Raw genomic sequence first — 19,759 nt, forward strand, 5'->3', positions numbered from 1 at the left:
TTCACAAAAACAATTTGCAGAGAAAGATTACGAATTTTTCGAAGGATTTAAAGATTTTGAGTGGAATGGTAGACAACCAATCAACTATTTTATAAAATGAAAGCGCAGTCTAATTTAGCTGATACATAGGTTAGGAGGATGGGATATGAATATCCATGAGTACCAGGGAAAAGAAATCCTCAGAAAATATGGGGTTGCAGTGCCTAACGGGAAAGTCGCGTTCACTGTTGAAGAAGCAGTTGAAGCAGCAAAAGAGCTTGGAACACAGGTAACGGTGGTAAAAGCACAAATTCATGCAGGCGGCCGCGGTAAAGCAGGCGGGGTAAAGGTTGCAAAAAGTCTGGATGAGGTAAAAGAATACGCAAGCGAAATCTTGGGGAAAACGCTGATCACCCATCAGACGGGTCCTGAAGGTAAAGAAGTTAAGCGTTTGCTTATCGAGGAAGGCTGCGACATTAAGAAGGAATATTACGTGGGCCTAGTTCTTGACCGTGATTCTTCAAGAGTCGTGCTGATGGCTTCTGAAGAAGGCGGAACAGAAATCGAAGAAGTAGCAGAAAAAACGCCTGAGAAAATTTTTAAAGAATCCGTGGATCCGGCAGTCGGCCTTCAAATGTATCAGGCGCGCCGCATCGCATTCAACATTAACATCCCGCGTGAGCTTGTGGGACAGGCGGCTAAATTTATGATGAGCCTATATAAAGCGTTTACTGAGAAAGATTGTTCGATTGCTGAAATCAACCCATTGGTTGTAACAGGCGACGGAAAAGTCATGGCGCTTGACGCAAAGCTGAACTTCGATGCGAATTCTTTGTACCGTCAAAAAGATGTACTTGAATACAGGGATCTTGATGAAGAAGATGCAAAGGAAATTGAAGCATCCAAATACGACCTAAGCTACATCTCATTAGATGGCAAGATTGGCTGCATGGTTAATGGAGCCGGGCTTGCAATGGCGACAATGGACATTATCAACTACTATGGCGGAGAACCCGCAAACTTTCTTGATGTTGGGGGCGGCGCGACTGCTGAGAAAGTAACGGAGGCCTTCAAAATCATTTTGTCCGACCAAAATGTAAAAGGAATTTTCGTTAACATTTTCGGCGGAATCATGAAGTGCGACATCATTGCAGAAGGCGTAGTGGAAGCTACAAAGCAAGTTGGCCTTGAAATTCCATTGGTTGTGCGTCTTGAAGGCACAAACGTTGAATTGGGCAAGCAGATCTTAAAAGATTCAGGATTGAATATTACGGCAGCTGAGTCCATGGCAGATGGAGCTCAAAAAATCGTTTCTTTAGTAGGCTAAGAAAGGCGGGGGATAAAAATGAGTGTTTTCGTTAACAAAGATACAAAAGTTATCGTTCAGGGTATTACAGGTTCAACAGCTCTTTTCCATACAAAGCAAATGCTTGAGTACGGCACGAAAATTGTCGGCGGCGTAACACCTGGAAAAGGCGGCACAGAGGTTGAAGGAGTGCCGGTTTTCAATACAGTCATTGACGCAAAAAATGAAACAGGTGCAAATGCATCCGTCATTTACGTTCCTGCGCCTTTTGCAGCTGACTCCATTATGGAAGCAGTAGACGCAGAGCTTGATCTTGTTATTTGTATCACAGAGCATATCCCGGTTATGGATATGGTGAAGGTTAAACGTTACATGGAAGGCAAGAAAACACGCCTGGTGGGCCCTAACTGCCCGGGCGTCATTACACCTGGCGAGTGCAAAATCGGCATCATGCCGGGCTACATTCATACAAAAGGCCATGTAGGGGTTGTTTCCCGTTCCGGAACGCTTACATATGAAGCGGTGCACCAGCTTTCCCAAGCAGGCATCGGACAGTCTTCAGCTGTTGGGATCGGCGGAGACCCGGTAAACGGCACAAACTTTATCGATGTCCTGAAGGCATTCAATGAAGATCCAGAAACGTATGCTGTGATCATGATTGGGGAAATTGGCGGTACAGCAGAGGAAGAAGCTGCTGAGTGGGTGAAAGCGAACATGACGAAACCTGTAGTCGGCTTTATCGGAGGGAAAACAGCACCTCCAGGTAAGCGTATGGGCCATGCAGGAGCCATTATCTCAGGCGGAAAAGGAACGGCTGAAGAAAAAATCAAAACCATGAATGCTTGCGGCATTCAAGTAGCGGATACTCCTTCAGTAATGGGTGAAACCCTCATTTCTGTTCTGAAAGAAAAAGGCATCTATGAGAACTGTAAGACACATTAATAATTAAATAGTAGAAACGGGTGCGAAGCATCCGTTTCTATTAGTATGGAAATAAGAAAGGGTGCTTTTGTGAACACCATACAAGACAAATTGCTCCTGATTTCTCACTGCAGGGGTATTCGTGCTGCAAAACTTAGAAGACTTTATCAAATCGATCATTCCTTCAGCCTTCTTCAAAGCTTGAAATCCTCTGAGTACCTGTCGTTAGGACTGATTACCCCCTCCTATTATTCCACATTCTCCGAAGATTTTTCTTCATTGAAATTATCAGCCATACGGGCCAATCTTGAAAAACACGGGACCCATTTCCTCACTATTCTCGACCCGCTCTATCCTGACCTCCTTAAAGAAATCCCTGATCCGCCTCTATTCTTATTTTGCAAAGGTAATCTTCAGCTGTTTCAGCATCCTGAATCACTGGGTGTAGCAGGAGCCAGACAGTCCACGCCATACGGCAGAGAAGCGCTGGACAAAATCCTCATCCCCCTAATTAAGAGAGGGTTTGTCATAGTAAGCGGTCTTGCTGAAGGCATAGATACGGCAGCGCACGCTGTGTGTATTGTAAATGGGGGCAGAACGATTGCTGTGCTTGGAGGGGGATTTCAGCATATCTATCCCTTTTCCAATCGTGCTCTGGCTAATGAAATTGGCCGGCACCATCTGCTGATTTCTGAATACGCCCCACATATCAAGCCCCAGAAATGGCACTTTCCTGAAAGAAACCGATTGATCAGCGGATTAGGAAATGGGACGCTGATTGCAGAGGCGAAGCAGCGCAGCGGCTCCCTTATTACAGCTCAGTATGCCATGGAGCAGGGGAGGGATGTTTTTGCTATTCCGGGCCGCATTCTGGATTGCACCTCTGATGGGACAAATGAATTGATTAAAGATGGGGCAAAACTTGTGATGACCGCAGAGGATATTTTAGAAGAGTTTTACGGGATAGGATTGAAAGCTTCCGGGACTGCGAAGGAATAAAATTCCATCAAGGGGGAAATTACTGTTTGACAAACGCATGATATATATTTAATAATAGTGGGGATTTAACTTGGAAAGATAAAAATGCTTACAAAAAGCTTTTATACACGTATACCCAGCGTTAACGAGCAGGGAAATCCTTCCTCGTCATCTGAATGAAGGAAGGCAGACTGCCTGTTAATGCCAGGACGCAAGATTAAGCTCCTAACCATTATTGGGGAACCTTCCAATAAATAAAGTTTCATTTTTTAGATAGGCTATGTTAAAGCATGATATTCATTTTTTAAACACCTGTTGATTGGAGCGGAAGTCGTGTGACTCCTTGTGCAGCAGCGGGACTGTTGAGACCCCGCAGGCGCACAGTGCAGAGGAGGCTTACCGCACGCGCAAGGATAAGCGAACGCCTGCTAGCTGCAATAAACAGCCAAGTTTAACAGAGCTTTTAGACAAAGAGAGAGAATACCTCTTGAGGGGGACATAAGGATGTCGGATTACCTGGTTATTGTAGAATCACCAGCAAAAGCTAAAACAATTGAGAAGTATTTAGGGAAAAAATTTAAAGTGAAAGCATCAATGGGACATGTCCGGGATTTGCCGAAAAGTCAAATTGGTGTGGACGTTACACAAAACTTTGCGCCTAAGTATATAACAATCAGAGGAAAAGGCGATGTATTAAAAGAATTAAAATCTGCTGCAAAAAAAGCTAAGAAAGTCTATCTCGCGGCTGACCCGGATCGCGAAGGTGAAGCAATTGCCTGGCATCTGGCACATAGCCTCGATCTTGATGTTCATTCCGACTGCCGGGTTGTCTTTAATGAAATAACTAAGGACGCCATCAAAGAGTCCTTTAAACATCCGAGAGCGATCAATATGGACCTGGTGGACGCCCAGCAGGCGAGAAGAATTCTGGATAGACTTGTTGGCTATAAAATAAGTCCGATTCTTTGGAAAAAGGTGAAAAAAGGCCTTAGTGCAGGCCGGGTTCAATCAGTGGCACTCCGTCTGATCATCGACAGGGAAAAAGAAATACATGCTTTCATACCTGAAGAGTATTGGACAATTGAAAGCCAGTTTTTCAAAGGCAAGGATCAATTCGAAGGTTCTTTTTACGGTATGGATGGTAAAAAACGCGAGCTTAAAACGGAAGATGATGTAAAAGAAGTGACAGCCCGCATCAAGGGTAATTCGTTTAATGTGGCGAATGTGACAAAGAAAGAGAGAAAGCGCAACCCTGCGGTGCCGTTTACAACATCCACCTTACAGCAGGAAGCTGCCCGGAAGCTGAATTTCAGAGCCAAGAAAACGATGATGATTGCTCAGCAATTATATGAAGGAATTGATCTTGGCAAAGAAGGGACAGTCGGGTTAATCACATATATGAGAACGGATTCCACAAGAATTTCTGAAACCGCTCAAACTGAAGCAGCAGGATACATTGAACAGCAATACGGACAAGACTATCTGGGTGTTAAGAAAGCCGCGAAGAAAAATTCCAATTCACAGGATGCCCATGAAGCCATTCGTCCGACATCTACATTAAGAGACCCATCCTCCATGAAGGAATACTTGAGCCGTGACCAGCTCCGTTTATACAAATTGATTTGGGAGCGCTTCTTAGCAAGCCAAATGGCTTCAGCGGTGCTTGACACAATGAGCGTAGACTTAGATAATAATGGAGTTATCTTTAGAGCTACAGGGTCTAAGGTTAAATTTCCGGGCTTCATGAAAGTATATGTTGAAGGTAATGATGATCAGGTTGAAGAAAAGGACCGCTACTTGCCGGAGCTTGCCGCAGGTGACGAAGTGTTTTCAAAGGATACGGAGCCTGCTCAGCATTTTACCCAGCCGCCTCCAAGGTACACCGAAGCACGTTTGGTTAAAACGCTTGAAGAACGGGGCATTGGGAGACCATCCACCTATGCGCCTACACTGGATACCATCCAAAAAAGAGGGTACGTATCACTTGATAACAAGCGCTTTGTTCCTACGGAGCTTGGAGAAATTGTCCTTGAATTGATTATGGAATTTTTCCCGGAAATCATTGATGTCGAATTTACAGCCCGAATGGAAAACAGTCTGGATGAAGTCGAAGACGGCCACATTCAATGGGTGAAAATAATAGATGATTTCTACAAAGATTTCGAAAAACGGATCACCATTGCCGAAACCGAAATGGAAGAAGTGGAAATCAAACCGGAATATGCAGGTATAGACTGTGAAGAGTGCGGAAACCCCATGGTCATCAAAATGGGCCGCTACGGTAAATTTATGGCATGTTCTAATTTCCCGGACTGCCGCAATACAAAGCCGATTGTGAAAGAAATCGGAGTACCATGTCCTAAATGCGATAAAGGTAATGTTGTTGAACGCAAGTCCAAGAAGAAACGGATTTTTTACGGCTGCGACAGATATCCTGAGTGTGACTTCCTTTCATGGGATAAGCCGATCGCAAGGAACTGCCCGCGCTGTGAAGCCATGCTGGTTGAAAAGAAGCTGAAAAAAGGTGTTCAGGTTCAATGTACAGCCTGTGATTACAAAGAAGAGCAGCAAAAGTAATGGTGAGCCCTTTTATGCTCACCTTCTTTTTATTTAAACCCCATGAGGAGGAAAATCAATATGAGTCAGCAATCTACTGTTAATGTCATAGGAGCAGGACTAGCCGGGAGCGAAGCGGCATGGCAGCTTGCAGAAAGAGGAGTTAGCGTCAATTTATTTGAAATGAGACCGGTTAAGCAAACACCTGCACATCACACAGACAAATTTGCTGAGCTTGTATGCAGCAATTCACTAAGAGGAAATGCACTGACAAATGCTGTTGGAGTGCTTAAAGAAGAAATGAGACATTTAAACTCGGTCATTATTAAATCTGCAGATGATTGTGCGGTTCCGGCCGGTGGAGCACTTGCCGTCGATCGTCATGAATTCGCAGGGCTAGTCACAGATAGAGTAAAGAACCATCCGAATGTGACGGTTATGAATGAAGAGGTTACACATATCCCTGAGGGACCGACGATCATTGCAACAGGCCCGCTTACTTCAAAGGCACTGTCAGATGAGCTGCAAAAACTGACAGGTGAAGATTATTTTTATTTTTATGATGCGGCAGCACCTATTCTCGAAAAAGACAGCATTGATATGGACAAAGTGTATTTAAAGTCCCGCTATGACAAAGGGGAGGCGGCTTATTTAAATTGTCCGATGACAGAGGAAGAATTTGACCGTTTCTATGAAGCTCTCATTGAGGCTGAAACCGTCCCATTGAAGGAATTTGAAAAAGAAATCTTTTTTGAGGGCTGCATGCCGATCGAAGTAATGGCTAAGCGCGGAAAGAAGACCATGCTTTTTGGACCGATGAAGCCTGTTGGACTGGAAGATCCTAAAACAGGGAGGCGCCCGTATGCAGTAGTTCAGCTTAGACAGGATGATGCAGCGGGTACCCTATATAATATTGTCGGTTTTCAGACACATTTAAAATGGGGCCCTCAAAAAGAGGTGCTAAAGCTGATTCCAGGTCTTGAAAATGCTGAAATTGTCCGCTACGGTGTTATGCACCGTAATACATTTATTAATTCTCCAAAACTGTTAAAGCCTACTTACCAGTCCAAACACCGTGAAGATTTATTCTTTGCAGGTCAAATGACAGGTGTGGAAGGGTATGTAGAATCAGCGGCTTCAGGGCTTTTGGCCGGCATAAACGCCGCAAATCTTGTGCTGGGAAGAGAACTTGCTGTGCTGCCGCCTGAAACGGCATTAGGAAGTATGGCTAACTACATTACCTCAGCTAATCCGGACAATTTCCAGCCAATGAATGCAAACTTCGGAATCTTCCCGGAACTTCCTAAAAGAATCAAAGTGAAGAAAGACCGTTACGAGGCTTATGCAAACAGAGCGCTGGAAACAATTCAAAAAATTTCGAAAACGATTTGATATTCATTGCAAGGGCGATTACAATGTGATAACATTTAATCGCCCTTGTGAGGTGAAGAAATGGATATTGTTAAGAAAAGTTTAATTTTGTTCGTAGAATATTTACAAATTGAGAAAAACTATTCACAATATACAATTGTGAATTACTCTGCAAATATTGAAGAATTTGCCCTTTTTATGCAAGAAGAGGGAATTGCGGGTCTTGATCTTGTGACCTACCAGGATATTAGACTGTATTTGACAAAGCTTCATAAAATGAAACTGGCAAGACGGACGATTTCAAAAAAAATTTCCAGTCTCAGAAGCTTCTATAAGTTTCTAAATCGTGAAAAAATGCTGAATGATAACCCGTTTGCTCTTGTTTCCCTTCCAAAGAAAGAGGGAAGGATTCCAGCTTTTCTGTATGAAAAAGAGCTGGAACTTCTATTCACGGTTTCCGACCTCTCCACTCCGCTGGGCCAGAGGAATCAGGCGCTGCTCGAAATGCTTTATGGCACAGGTATGCGGGTAAGCGAGTGTGCAGGGTTAAAAAAACAGGATGCGGATCTGTTTATGGGAACAGTTCTTGTGAACGGAAAAGGGAATAAGCAGCGGTACGTTCCGTTCGGCAGCTATGCACAGGATGCTTTAGAGCTGTATTTGAAAGATGGCCGCGAGCAGCTCATTCATAAGGCTGCACCTCATGATGCGATTTTTGTGAATAATCGCGGAAATCCATTAAAGGCTGGTGGTATCCGGCATATCTTAAATGAGCTGGTGAAAAAATCAGCTGCAAACTTACATATTCATCCGCACATGTTCCGGCATACGTTTGCTACACATCTGCTCAATGAAGGTGCCGACCTGCGAAGTGTTCAGGAGCTGCTGGGTCATTCTCACCTGTCATCCACGCAAATTTATACACATGTTTCCAAGGACCAGCTGAAGAAGACATATATGTCTCATCATCCTAGAGCGTAGATTGTTGATTAGAGGAGGAATGGATCATGAGTGAATTCCATGCAACCACAATATTTGCGATTCACCATAAAGACGGTTATGCGATGGCTGGCGACGGCCAGGTAACATTCGGCAATGCTGTTGTCATGAAACATACAGCAAGAAAAGTGCGCAGACTGTTTAATGGAAAGGTTATTGCCGGTTTTGCCGGATCTGTAGCAGATGCCTTTACCCTGTTTGAGATGTTTGAAGGCAGACTAGAAGAATACAATGGCAACCTGCAGCGTGCAGCAGTAGAGCTCGCTAAGGAGTGGAGAAGCGATAAAGTCCTTAGAAGGCTTGAAGCAATGCTTATTGTTATGAATAAAGAAGATTTGCTTCTTATATCAGGCACTGGGGAGGTCATCGAACCGGATGATGGCATCCTAGCAATCGGCTCAGGAGGCAACTATGCTCTTTCAGCCGGAAGAGCCTTGAAGCGCTATAGCGGAGAAAGCTTATCGGCAAAAGAAATCGCTGAAGGAGCTTTGAGGATTGCAGGGGAAATCTGTGTGTATACGAATGGCAATGTGATTGTAGAAGAGCTGTAGGAAAGGATTGGTACCCATGAAAAGCCAATTAACGCCCCGTCAGATTGTTGAACGGCTGGATCAGTACATTGTCGGCCAGAATGATGCAAAACGTGCAGTTGCGGTTGCTTTAAGAAACCGCTACCGCAGAAGTCTTCTAGATGAATCATTGAAAGATGAAGTGGTGCCTAAGAATATTTTGATGATTGGACCTACCGGTGTAGGGAAAACCGAGATTGCGAGACGGATTGCCAAGCTTGTCGGGGCTCCATTCATTAAAGTAGAAGCGACAAAGTTCACCGAAGTCGGGTATGTAGGCCGTGATGTTGAATCGATGGTCCGGGATTTGATGGAGAGCTCCATACGCATCGTAAAGGAAGAAAAAATGAGTGAAGTAAAGGGCACAGCCGAAGAAAATGCCAACCGCAGGCTTGTTGAGCTGCTCGTCCCTTCTGCAAAAAAGAATCAGTCCAATAAAAATCCGTTTGAAATGCTTTTTGGCGGAGCTCAGGAACACGATCAGACGTCAGCCAATGATGATGATTCGAATCTGAGTGAAAGAAGGAAAAAAATCGCTCATCAGCTGGCACTCGGCGAACTTGAAGATCATTATGTAACCGTGGACGTTGAGGAGCAGCAGCCGTCTATGTTTGATATGCTTCAGGGCTCGGGTATGGAACAGATGGGCATGAACATGCAGGACGCTTTCAGCAGCTTTATGCCTAAGAAAACTAAGAAGCGAAAGCTGACTGTGAAAGAAGCTCGAAAAGTTCTTCAAAATGAAGAAGCGCAGAAGTTGATTGATATGGATGAAGCCACACAGGAAGCAGTATCCCGTGCAGAACAATCCGGAATCATCTTTATTGATGAAATCGATAAAATCGCCAAGAAAAACAGCGGCGGAGGCTCAGCTGATGTTTCAAGAGAGGGCGTTCAGCGTGATATCCTTCCAATTGTCGAAGGATCGACAGTTGTAACAAAATATGGATCAGTCAAAACAGATCATGTTCTTTTTATCGCTGCAGGTGCTTTTCATATGGCTAAGCCATCGGACTTAATCCCGGAGCTTCAAGGGAGATTTCCAATCCGCGTAGAGCTTTCAAAATTAAGTACAGAGGATTTTGTCCGGATCCTTGTTGAGCCTGACAATGCACTTCTGAAGCAATACACTGCTTTACTGGAAACAGAAGGTATAAAACTTGAATTTTCAGACGAAGCTATTCGTAAGATTGCGGAAGTTGCTTTTCAAGTGAATCAGGACACGGATAATATTGGTGCGAGAAGACTACATACCATACTTGAACGGCTGCTGGAGGACCTATCCTTCGAAGCTCCGGATGTGACAATGGACAAAATAACGATTACACCGCAATATGTTGAAGAAAAGCTGGGGAAAATCGCAAGCAATAAAGATTTAAGCCAATTTATCTTATAGAGATTGATTATTTTTAGGAGGAAACCCAATCATGGCTTTACTAGAGAAAACAAGAACAATCAATGCAATGCTGCAGAAAGCGGCAGGAAAGCCTGTTAACTTTAAAGAGATGTCAGAGATTCTTAGTGAAGTGATCGAGGCAAATATCTTTATCGTCAGCAGAAGAGGAAAGCTGCTTGGATTTGCCATCAATCAGCAAATCGAGCATGAACGAATGAAACAAATGCTTGAAGACCGCCAATTTCCGGAAGAGTATACAAAAAACTTATTCAAAGTTTCTGAGACATCCTCCAACCTGGATGTATTCAGCGAATATACAGCATTTCCTGTTGAAAACCGCGACCTTTTTAAAAATGGTTTAACTACCATCGTTCCGATTATTGGGGGCGGAGAGCGCCTGGGCACATTAATTCTTGCACGTCTTGAAGCTCAATTTGAAGATGATGATCTTATCCTTGCTGAATATGGCGCGACTGTAGTAGGGATGGAAATTCTTCGTGAAAAAGCTGATGAAATTGAAGTGGAAGCAAGAAGCAAGGCAGTTGTTCAAATGGCGATTAGCTCTCTTTCTTACAGTGAGCTTGAAGCGATTGAACACATTTTTGAGGAGTTAAATGGAAATGAAGGCCTTCTAGTAGCAAGTAAAATTGCAGACCGTGTAGGAATTACCCGTTCTGTGATCGTAAATGCACTTCGCAAGCTTGAAAGTGCTGGAGTAATTGAATCACGCTCCCTTGGTATGAAAGGAACATACATTAAAGTCCTTAACGACAAATTCCTCATTGAATTGGAACGTTTAAAATCAAATTAATGAAAAAAGGCACCCGTCAAGCGGGTGCCTTTTTATTTTTGTGGTTCAAATTAACTATAAAATATAGTAAAATAGTCCCGTTCAAAAAATAGAACAATATGAGGACGAAAATTTACAAGAAGTTCATAGACTTTGAGCCTATATAAACTTACAATAACAGTATGGATTTAACATAATTCGACATGAATAAGATACGAATGACTCAGAACTATTGTGGGGGTTTTAGCGGTGCTCTTCTCAAATACAATTAATTCTCTTGAAAATGCTCTCAAAACATCCAATATACAGCAAAAAGTAATCTCAAATAACATTGCCAATGCAGATACCCCTGGATATAAAGCCAAAAAGGTATCTTTTCAGAATGTTCTAAGCAGCGAGATGGATTCCATGAAGGCGACTAGGACGGATCAGAGACACTATGAATTTACCAATGCCTCCTCAGCTGGAGCAGTGATTAAAAATAAGAACAGTTCTTATCACCCGAACGGAAACAGTGTAGACATTGATCAGGAAATGTCCGATCTTGCAAAAAACCAAATTCAGTACAACGCTCTTGTAGACAGATTAAATGGCAAGTTCAAATCGCTTCAAACAGTTTTAACGGGAGGGAGATAATGCATGACCATTTTTAACAGCTTAAATACTTCTGCATCAGCTCTAACGGCACAGCGTCTGAGAATGGATGCTGTCTCCTCGAATATTGCAAATGCTGAAACGACCAGAGGCAAATTCGTTGATGGTGAGTGGCAGCCTTATAAAAGGAAAATGGTGGAGATAAAAGAGAAGGACAGCTTTTCCTCAATGCTTTCAAGGGCGGGAACCGGCCATGCAGGGAACGGAGTGCAGGTAACCGAAATCAGTGAAGATTCTTCTCCCTTTAAATTAGTTTATGACCCTGCGCATCCAGATGCAGATGCTCAAGGATATGTGAAGATGCCGAATGTTGATCCGCTGAAGGAAATGACGGATCTGATCAGCAGTACGCGTTCATACGAGGCAAACGTAACCGTGTTTAATGCGTCAAAAAGCATGCTCTTAAAAGCATTAGAAATTGGAAAGTAAGGTGAAGATGCATGATGAATGGAATTACCCCAATATCACTTCAAAATATTAGCATGACTGCGAATACTGCGGCACCAGCAAAAACACAGGCTGGCCAATTCGGTGACATGCTGAAAAATGCTATGAATGAAGTAAACCGTACACAGCTTGAGTCGGATAAAATGACAGGAGCACTGGCAAAAGGGCAAAATGTGGAATTGCAGGATGTAATGATTGCCGCTGAAAAGGCAAGTGTAACTTTATTATCAGCAGTTGAAATGAGAAACAAAGCGATCGAAGCCTATCAGGAAGTAATGCGCATGCAAATGTAAGATGACTTTCACTGTTTGCCAATGAGTCGTCATCAGAACCGGGGGAACGGAAAGAATGAATCAAAAGCTTAGAGAAATAGGTGAAAAAATCCTCCTGTTCTGGAGGGGGAAGTCAAAGGGTCAAAAAGGAATGCTGATTGGCAGTTTCCTTGCGGCGGTTATTCTGATTTCCGTCCTGGCCTTCTTTTTATCCAGGCCTAATCTAGTGCCTTTATATAAAGAACTGACTCTTGAAGAATCCGGTCAAATTAAAGAAACGCTTGACGGAAGAGGAATTCAATCTGAAATTGCAGACAGCGGAACGACAATACTTGTTCCTGCTGAAATGGTAAACAGCCTAAAAGTGGACCTTGCAGCCGAAGGGCTCCCGGAGAGCGGTACCATCGACTATTCCTTCTTCGGACAAAATGTCGGATTTGGGATGACAGATAATGAATTCGATGTATTGAAACTGAAGGCAACACAAACAGAGCTTGCGAACCTCATTAAAGGAATTGAGGGAGTCAAAGACGCGAGTGTCATGATCAATCTGCCGCAGGATACGGTCTTTGTCGGAGAGGAAGCAGAACAGGCCTCTGCTTCCATAGTTGTGACGATGAAGCCCGGAAACAAATTGGATCAGACAAGAGTGGACGCTCTTTACCATCTGATATCCAAAAGTGTACCGAACCTTCCTGCTGATAATATCGTTATAATGGATGATAACTTTAATTATTTTGACCAAAATAAGGAAAATGATCCGACTGTGAGCAATTATGCAAGTCAGCACGATATCAAGAAGGGAATCGAGCGGGATCTGCAGCAGCAGGTGCAAAAAATGCTAGGTACGATGATCGGACAGGATAAAGTAGTCGTGTCCGTGACAACCGATCTTGACTTTACTCAGGAAAACCGGGAAGAAAATCTGGTTGAACCGGTGGATAAAGAGAATATGGCAGGAATCCAGGTCAGTGCAGAGCGTATTTCAGAAGCCTATACAGGGGATGGTGCTCAGGCAGCTGGAGGTACGGCAGGGATGAATGAAGGCGACGTTCCTAATTATGAACAATCTGATCAAAATGGAAATGGGGATTACGAGCGGACAGAGGAACGAATCAACAATGAGGTTAACAGGATAAAAAAACAGATTGTTGAAAGTCCCTATAAAATAAGAGATTTAGGGATTCAGGTAATGGTTGAACCTCCTAATCCTGAAAATCCTGGATCCATTCCGCAGGAAAGAGTGGATGATATCAGACAGATGCTGTCTACGATCGTCAGAACGTCCATCAATAAAGATGCAAATGCTGATCCAATTTCAGATCAGGATATTGAAAGCAAGATTGTCGTATCCGTTCAGCCGTTTGCCGGAAAGATGAAAGCACTTGAAGATGCTTCATCACCCGCTGTTCCTATGTGGGTATATATTGCCGGAGGTGTGCTCCTGGCTGTCATACTATTGCTTATTTTCCTTCTCTTCAGAAAAAGAAGAAAAGAAGAGGATGAGTATGAGGAAGAATTGGTCACGGTTCCAATTAACGTGCCTGATGTGAATGAAGAAACAGAGTCAGAAGCAACGGTAAGAAGAAAACAGCTTGAAAAGCTTGCGAAAGAAAAGCCGGAAGATTTTGCGAAGCTTCTCAGAACCTGGCTCTCAGAAGATTAAGGAGGAATGTGTTTCGTGGCAAGGCGGGATCAAACAAGACTATCAGGAAAACAAAAAGCGGCCATTCTCTTAATCTCACTTGGACCGGATGTGTCAGCTTCTGTATATAAACATTTATCTGAGGAAGAAATTGAAAGGCTTACTCTTGAAATTTCAGGGGTAAGGACTGTTGATTCCATAAAGAAGGAAGATATTTTAGAAGAATTTCATGAAATAGCGATGGCGCAAGATTTTATCTCCTCAGGAGGGATTGCCTATGCGAAGGAAGTGCTGGAGAGAGCGCTTGGTGGAGAGAGAGCAACATCAATAATCAGCAGGCTGACTTCTACACTGCAAGTGAAGCCATTTGATTTTGCAAGGAAAGCTGAACCGACCCAAATCCTGAATTTCATTCAAAATGAACATCCGCAAACCATTTCATTGATTCTGTCTTATCTCGATCCAACTCAAGCAGGTCAAATTCTATCTGAACTTCCGCAGGAGGTTCAAGCAGATATAGCAAGAAGAATTGCTGTAATGGACCGGACGTCACCTGAGATCATTTATGAGGTGGAACAAATACTGGAAAAGAAATTGTCTTCTGCCTTTACTCAGGACTACACCCAGACTGGCGGAGTCGAAGCGGTTGTAGAGGTACTGAACGGAGTGGACCGAAGCACGGAAAGAACAATTCTGGATGCCCTTGAAATTCAGGATCCTGAACTGGCGGAAGAAATAAAGAAACGGATGTTTGTATTTGAAGATATCGTTACACTCGACAACCGCGCTATACAGCGTGTCATACGTGATGTTGATAATGAAGATCTGAAGCTGTCTCTTAAAGTGGCCAGTGAAGAAGTTAGAGAGATTGTGTTTAAAAACATGTCTGCCAGAATGGCGGATACGTTCAGGGAAGAGATGGAATACATGGGTCCTGTCCGTTTGAGGGACGTTGAAGAATCACAATCGAGAATTGTTGGAGTCATTCGCAGACTGGAAGAGAATGGTGAAATCGTAATTGCCCGAGGCGGAGGAGACGATATCATTGTCTAAGCTTATCAAATCCCGATTTTCAAGTCAGCAGACTAAATCTGCTGCCATCGTTCCAATTATGAAAATGGAAGATCCCCTTTTTACATCGGAAGTGATGGAAGAGACCGAACAAATTAAACATGCGAAAAGAGAAAGTGAACAAATAATCAGGAGCGCTAAAGCTGAAGAGGAATCAATTTTTCAGTCAATTGAAATGGCGAAGCAAAATTGGGAACTGGAAAAAATGACTTTAGAAGAACAGGCAAGGGAGTCTGGCTACCAGGAAGGTCTGACATACGGCCGCCAGGATGGGTACCAGCAATTCTCTCAAGCCATTTATCAGGCGAACCAGCTTGTTGAGCTGTCTCGTGCAGATTATCTTGAAAAAGTAGAATCTGCAGAAGAGACGGTTGTCGCACTGGCTGTAAAAATGGCAGAAAAAATTATCGCATCCTCCTTAAATGAAAAGCCTGATCAAATGAACGAAATAGTTAAGCAGCTCCTAAAAGAAGTTAAGGATTATGATGAAATCAAAATTTTTGTCCATCCGGACCGATATGAGTATGTACGCTCACAGAAGGATGAATTAAAACAGCTTCTTACGAATGAACAGGAATTGTTTTTGTACATGGATGAAGGGTTATCCCCTTTCGATTGTTTTGTAGAAACATCATTCGGCAGAATTGATGCTTCTGTGGATACTCAGTTAAAGCAACTCGAAAAACAGCTTCTTGAAAGACTGGGGGAGGCGGAGTCATCATGAAGGCGGCTGATTTGCTGAACGTAGTGGATATGCTAGATTCCTATAAACGATTTGGAAAGGTCAAAAGAGTTGTCGGATTAATGATCGAGTCAAGAGGTCCTGCAAGTTCAATCGGCGACTTATGCTATATCCATACAGGAGCAGGAAAAACAAAACGAATTCCTGCTGAAGTGGTTGGGTTTAAAGAAGAGAATGTTTTACTGATGCCCTTCTCGCCCGTATCAGATATTTCACCAGGCAGTATCGTAGAGGCAACAAAAGAACCTCTGCGGGTAAGGGCCGGGATGCCGCTGATCGGATCTGTACTGGATGCCTTAGGGCAGCCTTTGGATGATGCAGCACTTCCGAAAGGCCTCTCTTATGTGCCGTCAGATCAATCTCCTCCGAATCCAATGAAAAGACCTCCGATCCATGAGCCGATGGAGGTAGGGGTAAAGGTCATTGACTCCCTGCTAACCGTTGGCAAGGGCCAGCGGGTTGGAATTTTTGCAGGAAGCGGGGTCGGGAAAAGCACGCTGATGGGAATGATTGCAAGAAATACGAAAGCAGACCTGAACGTTATAGCCCTGGTTGGTGAACGCGGCCGCGAAGTGCGGGAATTTATTGAAAGGGACCTCGGTCCCGAAGGATTAAAAAGATCCATAGTCGTCGTAGCGACATCTGATCAGCCGGCCTTAATGAGGATGAAAGCTGCCTATACAGCTACTGCTATTGCGGAGTACTTTCGCGATACAGGAAGAGACGTTATGCTCATGATGGACTCTGTCACAAGGGTGGCGATGGCGCAGCGGGAAATCGGACTGGCTATAGGAGAGCCCCCGACGACTAAAGGGTACACACCTTCTGTTTTCGCCATCTTACCTAAGCTATTAGAGCGGACAGGGACAAATGAAAACGGGTCGATTACAGCGTTTTACACCGTCTTAGTTGATGGGGATGACATGAATGAACCTATAGCTGATACAGTGAGGGGAATTTTGGATGGGCACTTTGTGCTTGACCGGGCGCTTGCAAATAAGGGGCAGTTTCCAGCGATAAACGTCCTGAAAAGCATCAGCAGGGTTATGAATCAGCTCGTACCGTCTGAACACAGACATGCTGCCAGTAAGCTCCGGGAATATCTTTCAACTTACCTGAACTCAGAGGACCTTATAAATATTGGTGCCTATAAAAGAGGTTCTTCAGCAGAAATTGATGAAGCAATCCGTCTGTACCCTGAGATTCTCACCTTTTTAAAACAGGAAGTTCATGAAAATGTTTCACTAAACGAAAGTGTGCATGAACTATTTACGAAAATGGAGATGAGTAACAACTAATGGGATATACATTTCGTTTCCAAAAGATACTCGAGTTGAAGGAAAACGAAAAAGAGCAGCGGCTTTCGGAATACAACCGCTCTGTTCAGGACTTTGAAACAGCCGCAGAAAAGCTTTATGACTCCATGAAAAAGAAGGAAGTTCTTGAAGAAAACACAAAAAAACAACTGACCAGCGGAATGGCTGTCCAGGAAATCCGGCATTATCAGCAATTTGTAACCAACCTGGACCATGCGATTGAGCACTATCAAAAACTGGTAATCGTCAGCAGGAACAAAATGCAGGAAAAGCAGGAAGTTCTCATGGAAAGCAACTCAGAAGTCCGCAAGTTTGAAAAAATGAAAGAACGCCATATTGAAATGAACAAAGAAATGGAGAAACAAAACGATACAAGGAGCATGGATGACTTATCTATTCGATCATTCATGTACCGGGAAATCTAGGTGAAAGAAGTTGGAAAATACTAAAAAAGAATATGGTAGATTTCAGTGGTTTCTTTTCGTCATCCTCATCCCTCTTGTCTTCACGGTAACACTAGCAGCAATCATCCTATCTGTTGCTGGAGTTAATGTAGCGGGAACAGCCAAAGAATGGGTATCCGGCCTTACAGGAAGTGCACAGGATAAAAAAGCGCAGACGGCTTCCCAATCTGCACCTGGTAACGATGAACTGAAAAGAGCTGAGATAGAAAATAAAGAACTGGCTGCGTCCGTTACCACACAAAAACAGGAAATAAAAGCGATGGAAAATGACGTTTTGCTTAAAGAAAAGAAGATTGCAAGTCTTTCTAAAGAAGTAGAGGACTTAAAGGCTCAGCTGAAACAAACAGCTTCAGTGAAAACAGAACAAAAGGATATTGCAAAACTGTATGAAGGGATGTCAGCAAATAAAGCAGCAGACATCCTGCCGCTTCTTGGAGAAGACGATGCAATGAAGATCCTGGGCGCCATGAAAGATGATCAAGTTACATCAATTCTTGAGAAGATGACCCCAGAGAACGCCGCACTATACACTGGCAAGCTCGCTGATTCTGAAGGAGGTGAATAATTGTTGATTCGTTCCATTAGCACAATGTCAGCTTCCGCAGCTCCAATGACCGGAAGCACACCCTTAAACGGTCTTTCATTTCAGCAAATGTTAATGGGGGCTTTTCCTGATTCCAAACTGGAAGGTGCGATTACAGAAAGCACCAAGCTGCCGGAATTCACCGATAATCAAATGATTCCCCAAGTGACGGAAGAAGATCTTTTGCTTTTGCTGGACGGGCTTCAAAAGCACATTCATACATTACTGAAAGAAGGAAGTCCGGAAGAGGACAAGTTAGATGAGCTGGAAAAGCTTGCTGCAGAACTCTTTGTTCTTTTAACGCAGGAAAATGCTCCGCCTCTTAAAGTCACTGTACGGCTGCAGCAAAACGGCGCTATACACAGACAAAACCATTTCAGTGAGTGGCTCACTCCAGTCAGAGCGGGACAACTGTTTGAAGTCTTGACCTCACTTGAAAAAGAAGGGCAGCTCCCGGCGGGGCTTAAAGCTTTGCTCACAAGCCTTACTGAGAAAAAAAACGGTCCTGATACAGCTGCCGCATTCATGCAGAGCGCTTTGAAAAAACCATTGCCTACCCATCAACAATCTGCGCCTTCTGCAGCTGATATCGTTTCTTCAAATATAAGTAAAGCCTATCAATTATCAGCTGCAGCAGTAAAAAGCGTTCAATTATCAACTGCAGCAAATACAGGCGTTCAATTATCTTCAACAATTGATAAAACCATTCCTATATCCAATGAAACCTTAAATTTCAACACCCAATCTCCTTTACCAAAGTCTGAGCAGCTATTGCTCTTTATTAAAACTGATTCAACAGGAAGCCGGGTTAATCAGGAAGATATGATTCAGCAGATTCAGCAGATTCTTTCAAAAAGTAAATTTGTCACGGTAAATGGATCCGAGAAGCTTTTTCTTAAATTGTATCCTGAACATTTGGGTGAGCTGCGAATCGAAATCATGCAGTCTGACGGCAAGTGGACGGCTAAATTCACGGCTGGGAGCTTAATGGTGAAAGAAGTGATTGAAAGCCATCTCCATCAATTAAAACAAGGCCTTACTGCTCAGCATATACAAATGGAAAAAATTGAAGTGCTGCACTCCTTTACTTCTTCGAGCAGAGATTTTGCACAGGAACAGGGGGAGCGCGGCAGACACGGTGAACAGTCAAATCGTGAAAATCAAAGAAAAGAATCAATGGAACGGTCTTTTGAAGACTCACTGAATGAAGAATTAAATAATGAATGAGGGCAGGTGATAAAATTGGAAACGAAAATTGATTCATCCTCAATGCTTTCAAGCATCCAAAAAGAAAACAGAAACCCTTCAAATGTTCTGGGCAAGGATGATTTCCTGAAAATCCTGATGAGCCAGCTTCAAAATCAGGATCCGTTAAATCCAATGGAAGACAAAGAATTCATTTCACAAATGGCATCCTTTTCATCTCTTGAACAAATGACCAACATGAATAAAACGATGCAGGATTTCATCACTGCGCAGTCAGGCAGTTCCATTCTTCAATACAGCGCACTGATCGGGAAGGAAATTACCTATTCATACAAAGAAACAGATGATGCAGGGAATACAGCGATTAAAGAAGGCAAACAGACTGTTAAAGCGATTAGCAAAAAAAACAATGAAGTGACACTCGAACTGATGGATGGAACCATTATTTATAAAGATGAAATCGTCAAGGTGTCTGAAAAAGGCAGCGAATAGAA

The 19,759-nt window shown here is 43.3% G+C and carries 20 protein-coding genes; all 20 read left to right on the forward strand.

Translation table 11 applies throughout. From position 1 onward, the window contains the following. Window positions 1-145 precede the first annotated feature (145 nt). Window positions 146-1,306, forward strand: coding sequence for an ADP-forming succinate--CoA ligase subunit beta (sucC, locus tag J9317_RS09375; RefSeq protein WP_211558084.1), 1,161 nt, complete (start codon window positions 146-148; stop codon window positions 1,304-1,306). Window positions 1,307-1,324: 18 nt separating this feature from the next. Continuing rightward, window positions 1,325-2,227 (forward strand): succinate--CoA ligase subunit alpha, encoded by a 903-nt coding sequence (gene sucD, locus J9317_RS09380; protein ID WP_211558085.1) that lies wholly within the window; start codon window positions 1,325-1,327, stop codon window positions 2,225-2,227. Window positions 2,228-2,296: 69 nt separating this feature from the next. Continuing rightward, a complete protein-coding gene (gene dprA / locus J9317_RS09385) occupies window positions 2,297-3,205 on the forward strand; it encodes a DNA-processing protein DprA (protein ID WP_211558086.1) in 909 nt (302 codons plus the stop codon). Between the two features lie 483 nt (window positions 3,206-3,688). Continuing rightward, window positions 3,689-5,761 carry a type I DNA topoisomerase gene (topA, locus tag J9317_RS09390; RefSeq protein WP_211558087.1) on the forward strand — a complete coding sequence of 691 codons (2,073 nt, stop codon included), beginning with the start codon at window positions 3,689-3,691 and terminating at the stop codon, window positions 5,759-5,761. 60 nt (window positions 5,762-5,821) lie between these two features. Then, entirely contained in the window at window positions 5,822-7,132 is a 1,311-nt protein-coding gene (gene trmFO, locus J9317_RS09395; protein WP_211558088.1) for an FADH(2)-oxidizing methylenetetrahydrofolate--tRNA-(uracil(54)-C(5))-methyltransferase TrmFO, read from the forward strand. Between the two features lie 60 nt (window positions 7,133-7,192). After that, entirely contained in the window at window positions 7,193-8,092 is a 900-nt protein-coding gene (xerC, locus tag J9317_RS09400; RefSeq protein WP_211558089.1) for a tyrosine recombinase XerC, read from the forward strand. A 26-nt stretch (window positions 8,093-8,118) separates the two neighbouring features. Continuing rightward, window positions 8,119-8,661 carry an ATP-dependent protease subunit HslV gene (gene hslV, locus J9317_RS09405; protein ID WP_211558090.1) on the forward strand — a complete coding sequence of 181 codons (543 nt, stop codon included), beginning with the start codon at window positions 8,119-8,121 and terminating at the stop codon, window positions 8,659-8,661. A 16-nt stretch (window positions 8,662-8,677) separates the two neighbouring features. Next, window positions 8,678-10,075, forward strand: a complete 1,398-nt coding sequence (gene hslU, locus J9317_RS09410) for an ATP-dependent protease ATPase subunit HslU (RefSeq protein WP_211558091.1) — start codon at window positions 8,678-8,680, stop codon at window positions 10,073-10,075. Between the two features lie 31 nt (window positions 10,076-10,106). Continuing rightward, window positions 10,107-10,886, forward strand: a complete 780-nt coding sequence (gene codY, locus J9317_RS09415; RefSeq protein ID WP_035411944.1) for a GTP-sensing pleiotropic transcriptional regulator CodY — start codon at window positions 10,107-10,109, stop codon at window positions 10,884-10,886. Between the two features lie 228 nt (window positions 10,887-11,114). Then, window positions 11,115-11,501, forward strand: a complete 387-nt coding sequence (gene flgB / locus J9317_RS09420; RefSeq protein WP_347880521.1) for a flagellar basal body rod protein FlgB — start codon at window positions 11,115-11,117, stop codon at window positions 11,499-11,501. Window positions 11,502-11,504: 3 nt separating this feature from the next. Beyond that, window positions 11,505-11,948 (forward strand): flagellar basal body rod protein FlgC, encoded by a 444-nt coding sequence (gene flgC, locus J9317_RS09425; protein WP_211558094.1) that lies wholly within the window; start codon window positions 11,505-11,507, stop codon window positions 11,946-11,948. An 11-nt stretch (window positions 11,949-11,959) separates the two neighbouring features. Further along, on the forward strand, window positions 11,960-12,259 hold the full coding sequence (gene fliE / locus J9317_RS09430) for a flagellar hook-basal body complex protein FliE (RefSeq protein WP_211558095.1): 300 nt from the start codon (window positions 11,960-11,962) through the stop codon (window positions 12,257-12,259). Window positions 12,260-12,314: 55 nt separating this feature from the next. Further along, window positions 12,315-13,904, forward strand: a complete 1,590-nt coding sequence (fliF, locus tag J9317_RS09435) for a flagellar basal-body MS-ring/collar protein FliF (RefSeq protein WP_211558096.1) — start codon at window positions 12,315-12,317, stop codon at window positions 13,902-13,904. A 15-nt stretch (window positions 13,905-13,919) separates the two neighbouring features. Next, on the forward strand, window positions 13,920-14,936 hold the full coding sequence (fliG, locus tag J9317_RS09440; protein WP_211558097.1) for a flagellar motor switch protein FliG: 1,017 nt from the start codon (window positions 13,920-13,922) through the stop codon (window positions 14,934-14,936). Beyond that, on the forward strand, window positions 14,929-15,678 hold the full coding sequence (fliH, locus tag J9317_RS09445) for a flagellar assembly protein FliH (protein ID WP_211558098.1): 750 nt from the start codon (window positions 14,929-14,931) through the stop codon (window positions 15,676-15,678). Before fliG ends, fliH begins: the two co-directional genes overlap by 8 nt. Beyond that, window positions 15,675-16,994: a flagellar protein export ATPase FliI gene (gene fliI / locus J9317_RS09450; protein ID WP_211558099.1), complete on the forward strand. Its 1,320-nt coding sequence runs from the start codon at window positions 15,675-15,677 to the stop codon at window positions 16,992-16,994. The genes fliH and fliI overlap by 4 nt, the downstream gene beginning before the upstream one ends. Further along, on the forward strand, window positions 16,994-17,437 hold the full coding sequence (gene fliJ / locus J9317_RS09455; RefSeq protein WP_211558100.1) for a flagellar export protein FliJ: 444 nt from the start codon (window positions 16,994-16,996) through the stop codon (window positions 17,435-17,437). Before fliI ends, fliJ begins: the two co-directional genes overlap by 1 nt. A gap of 10 nt (window positions 17,438-17,447) precedes the next feature. Next, the gene (locus J9317_RS09460; protein ID WP_211558102.1) at window positions 17,448-18,041 is read left to right on the forward strand and encodes a magnesium transporter MgtE N-terminal domain-containing protein; all 594 of its coding nucleotides are present in this window, start codon (window positions 17,448-17,450) and stop codon (window positions 18,039-18,041) included. 3 nt (window positions 18,042-18,044) lie between these two features. After that, on the forward strand, window positions 18,045-19,286 hold the full coding sequence (locus J9317_RS09465; protein ID WP_211558104.1) for a flagellar hook-length control protein FliK: 1,242 nt from the start codon (window positions 18,045-18,047) through the stop codon (window positions 19,284-19,286). A gap of 15 nt (window positions 19,287-19,301) precedes the next feature. Then, entirely contained in the window at window positions 19,302-19,757 is a 456-nt protein-coding gene (gene flgD / locus J9317_RS09470) for a flagellar hook assembly protein FlgD (RefSeq protein WP_211558106.1), read from the forward strand. Window positions 19,758-19,759 lie beyond the last annotated feature (2 nt).

Source organism: Metabacillus flavus, from assembly GCF_018283675.1.
Lineage (GTDB): Bacteria > Bacillota > Bacilli > Bacillales > Bacillaceae > Metabacillus_B > Metabacillus_B flavus.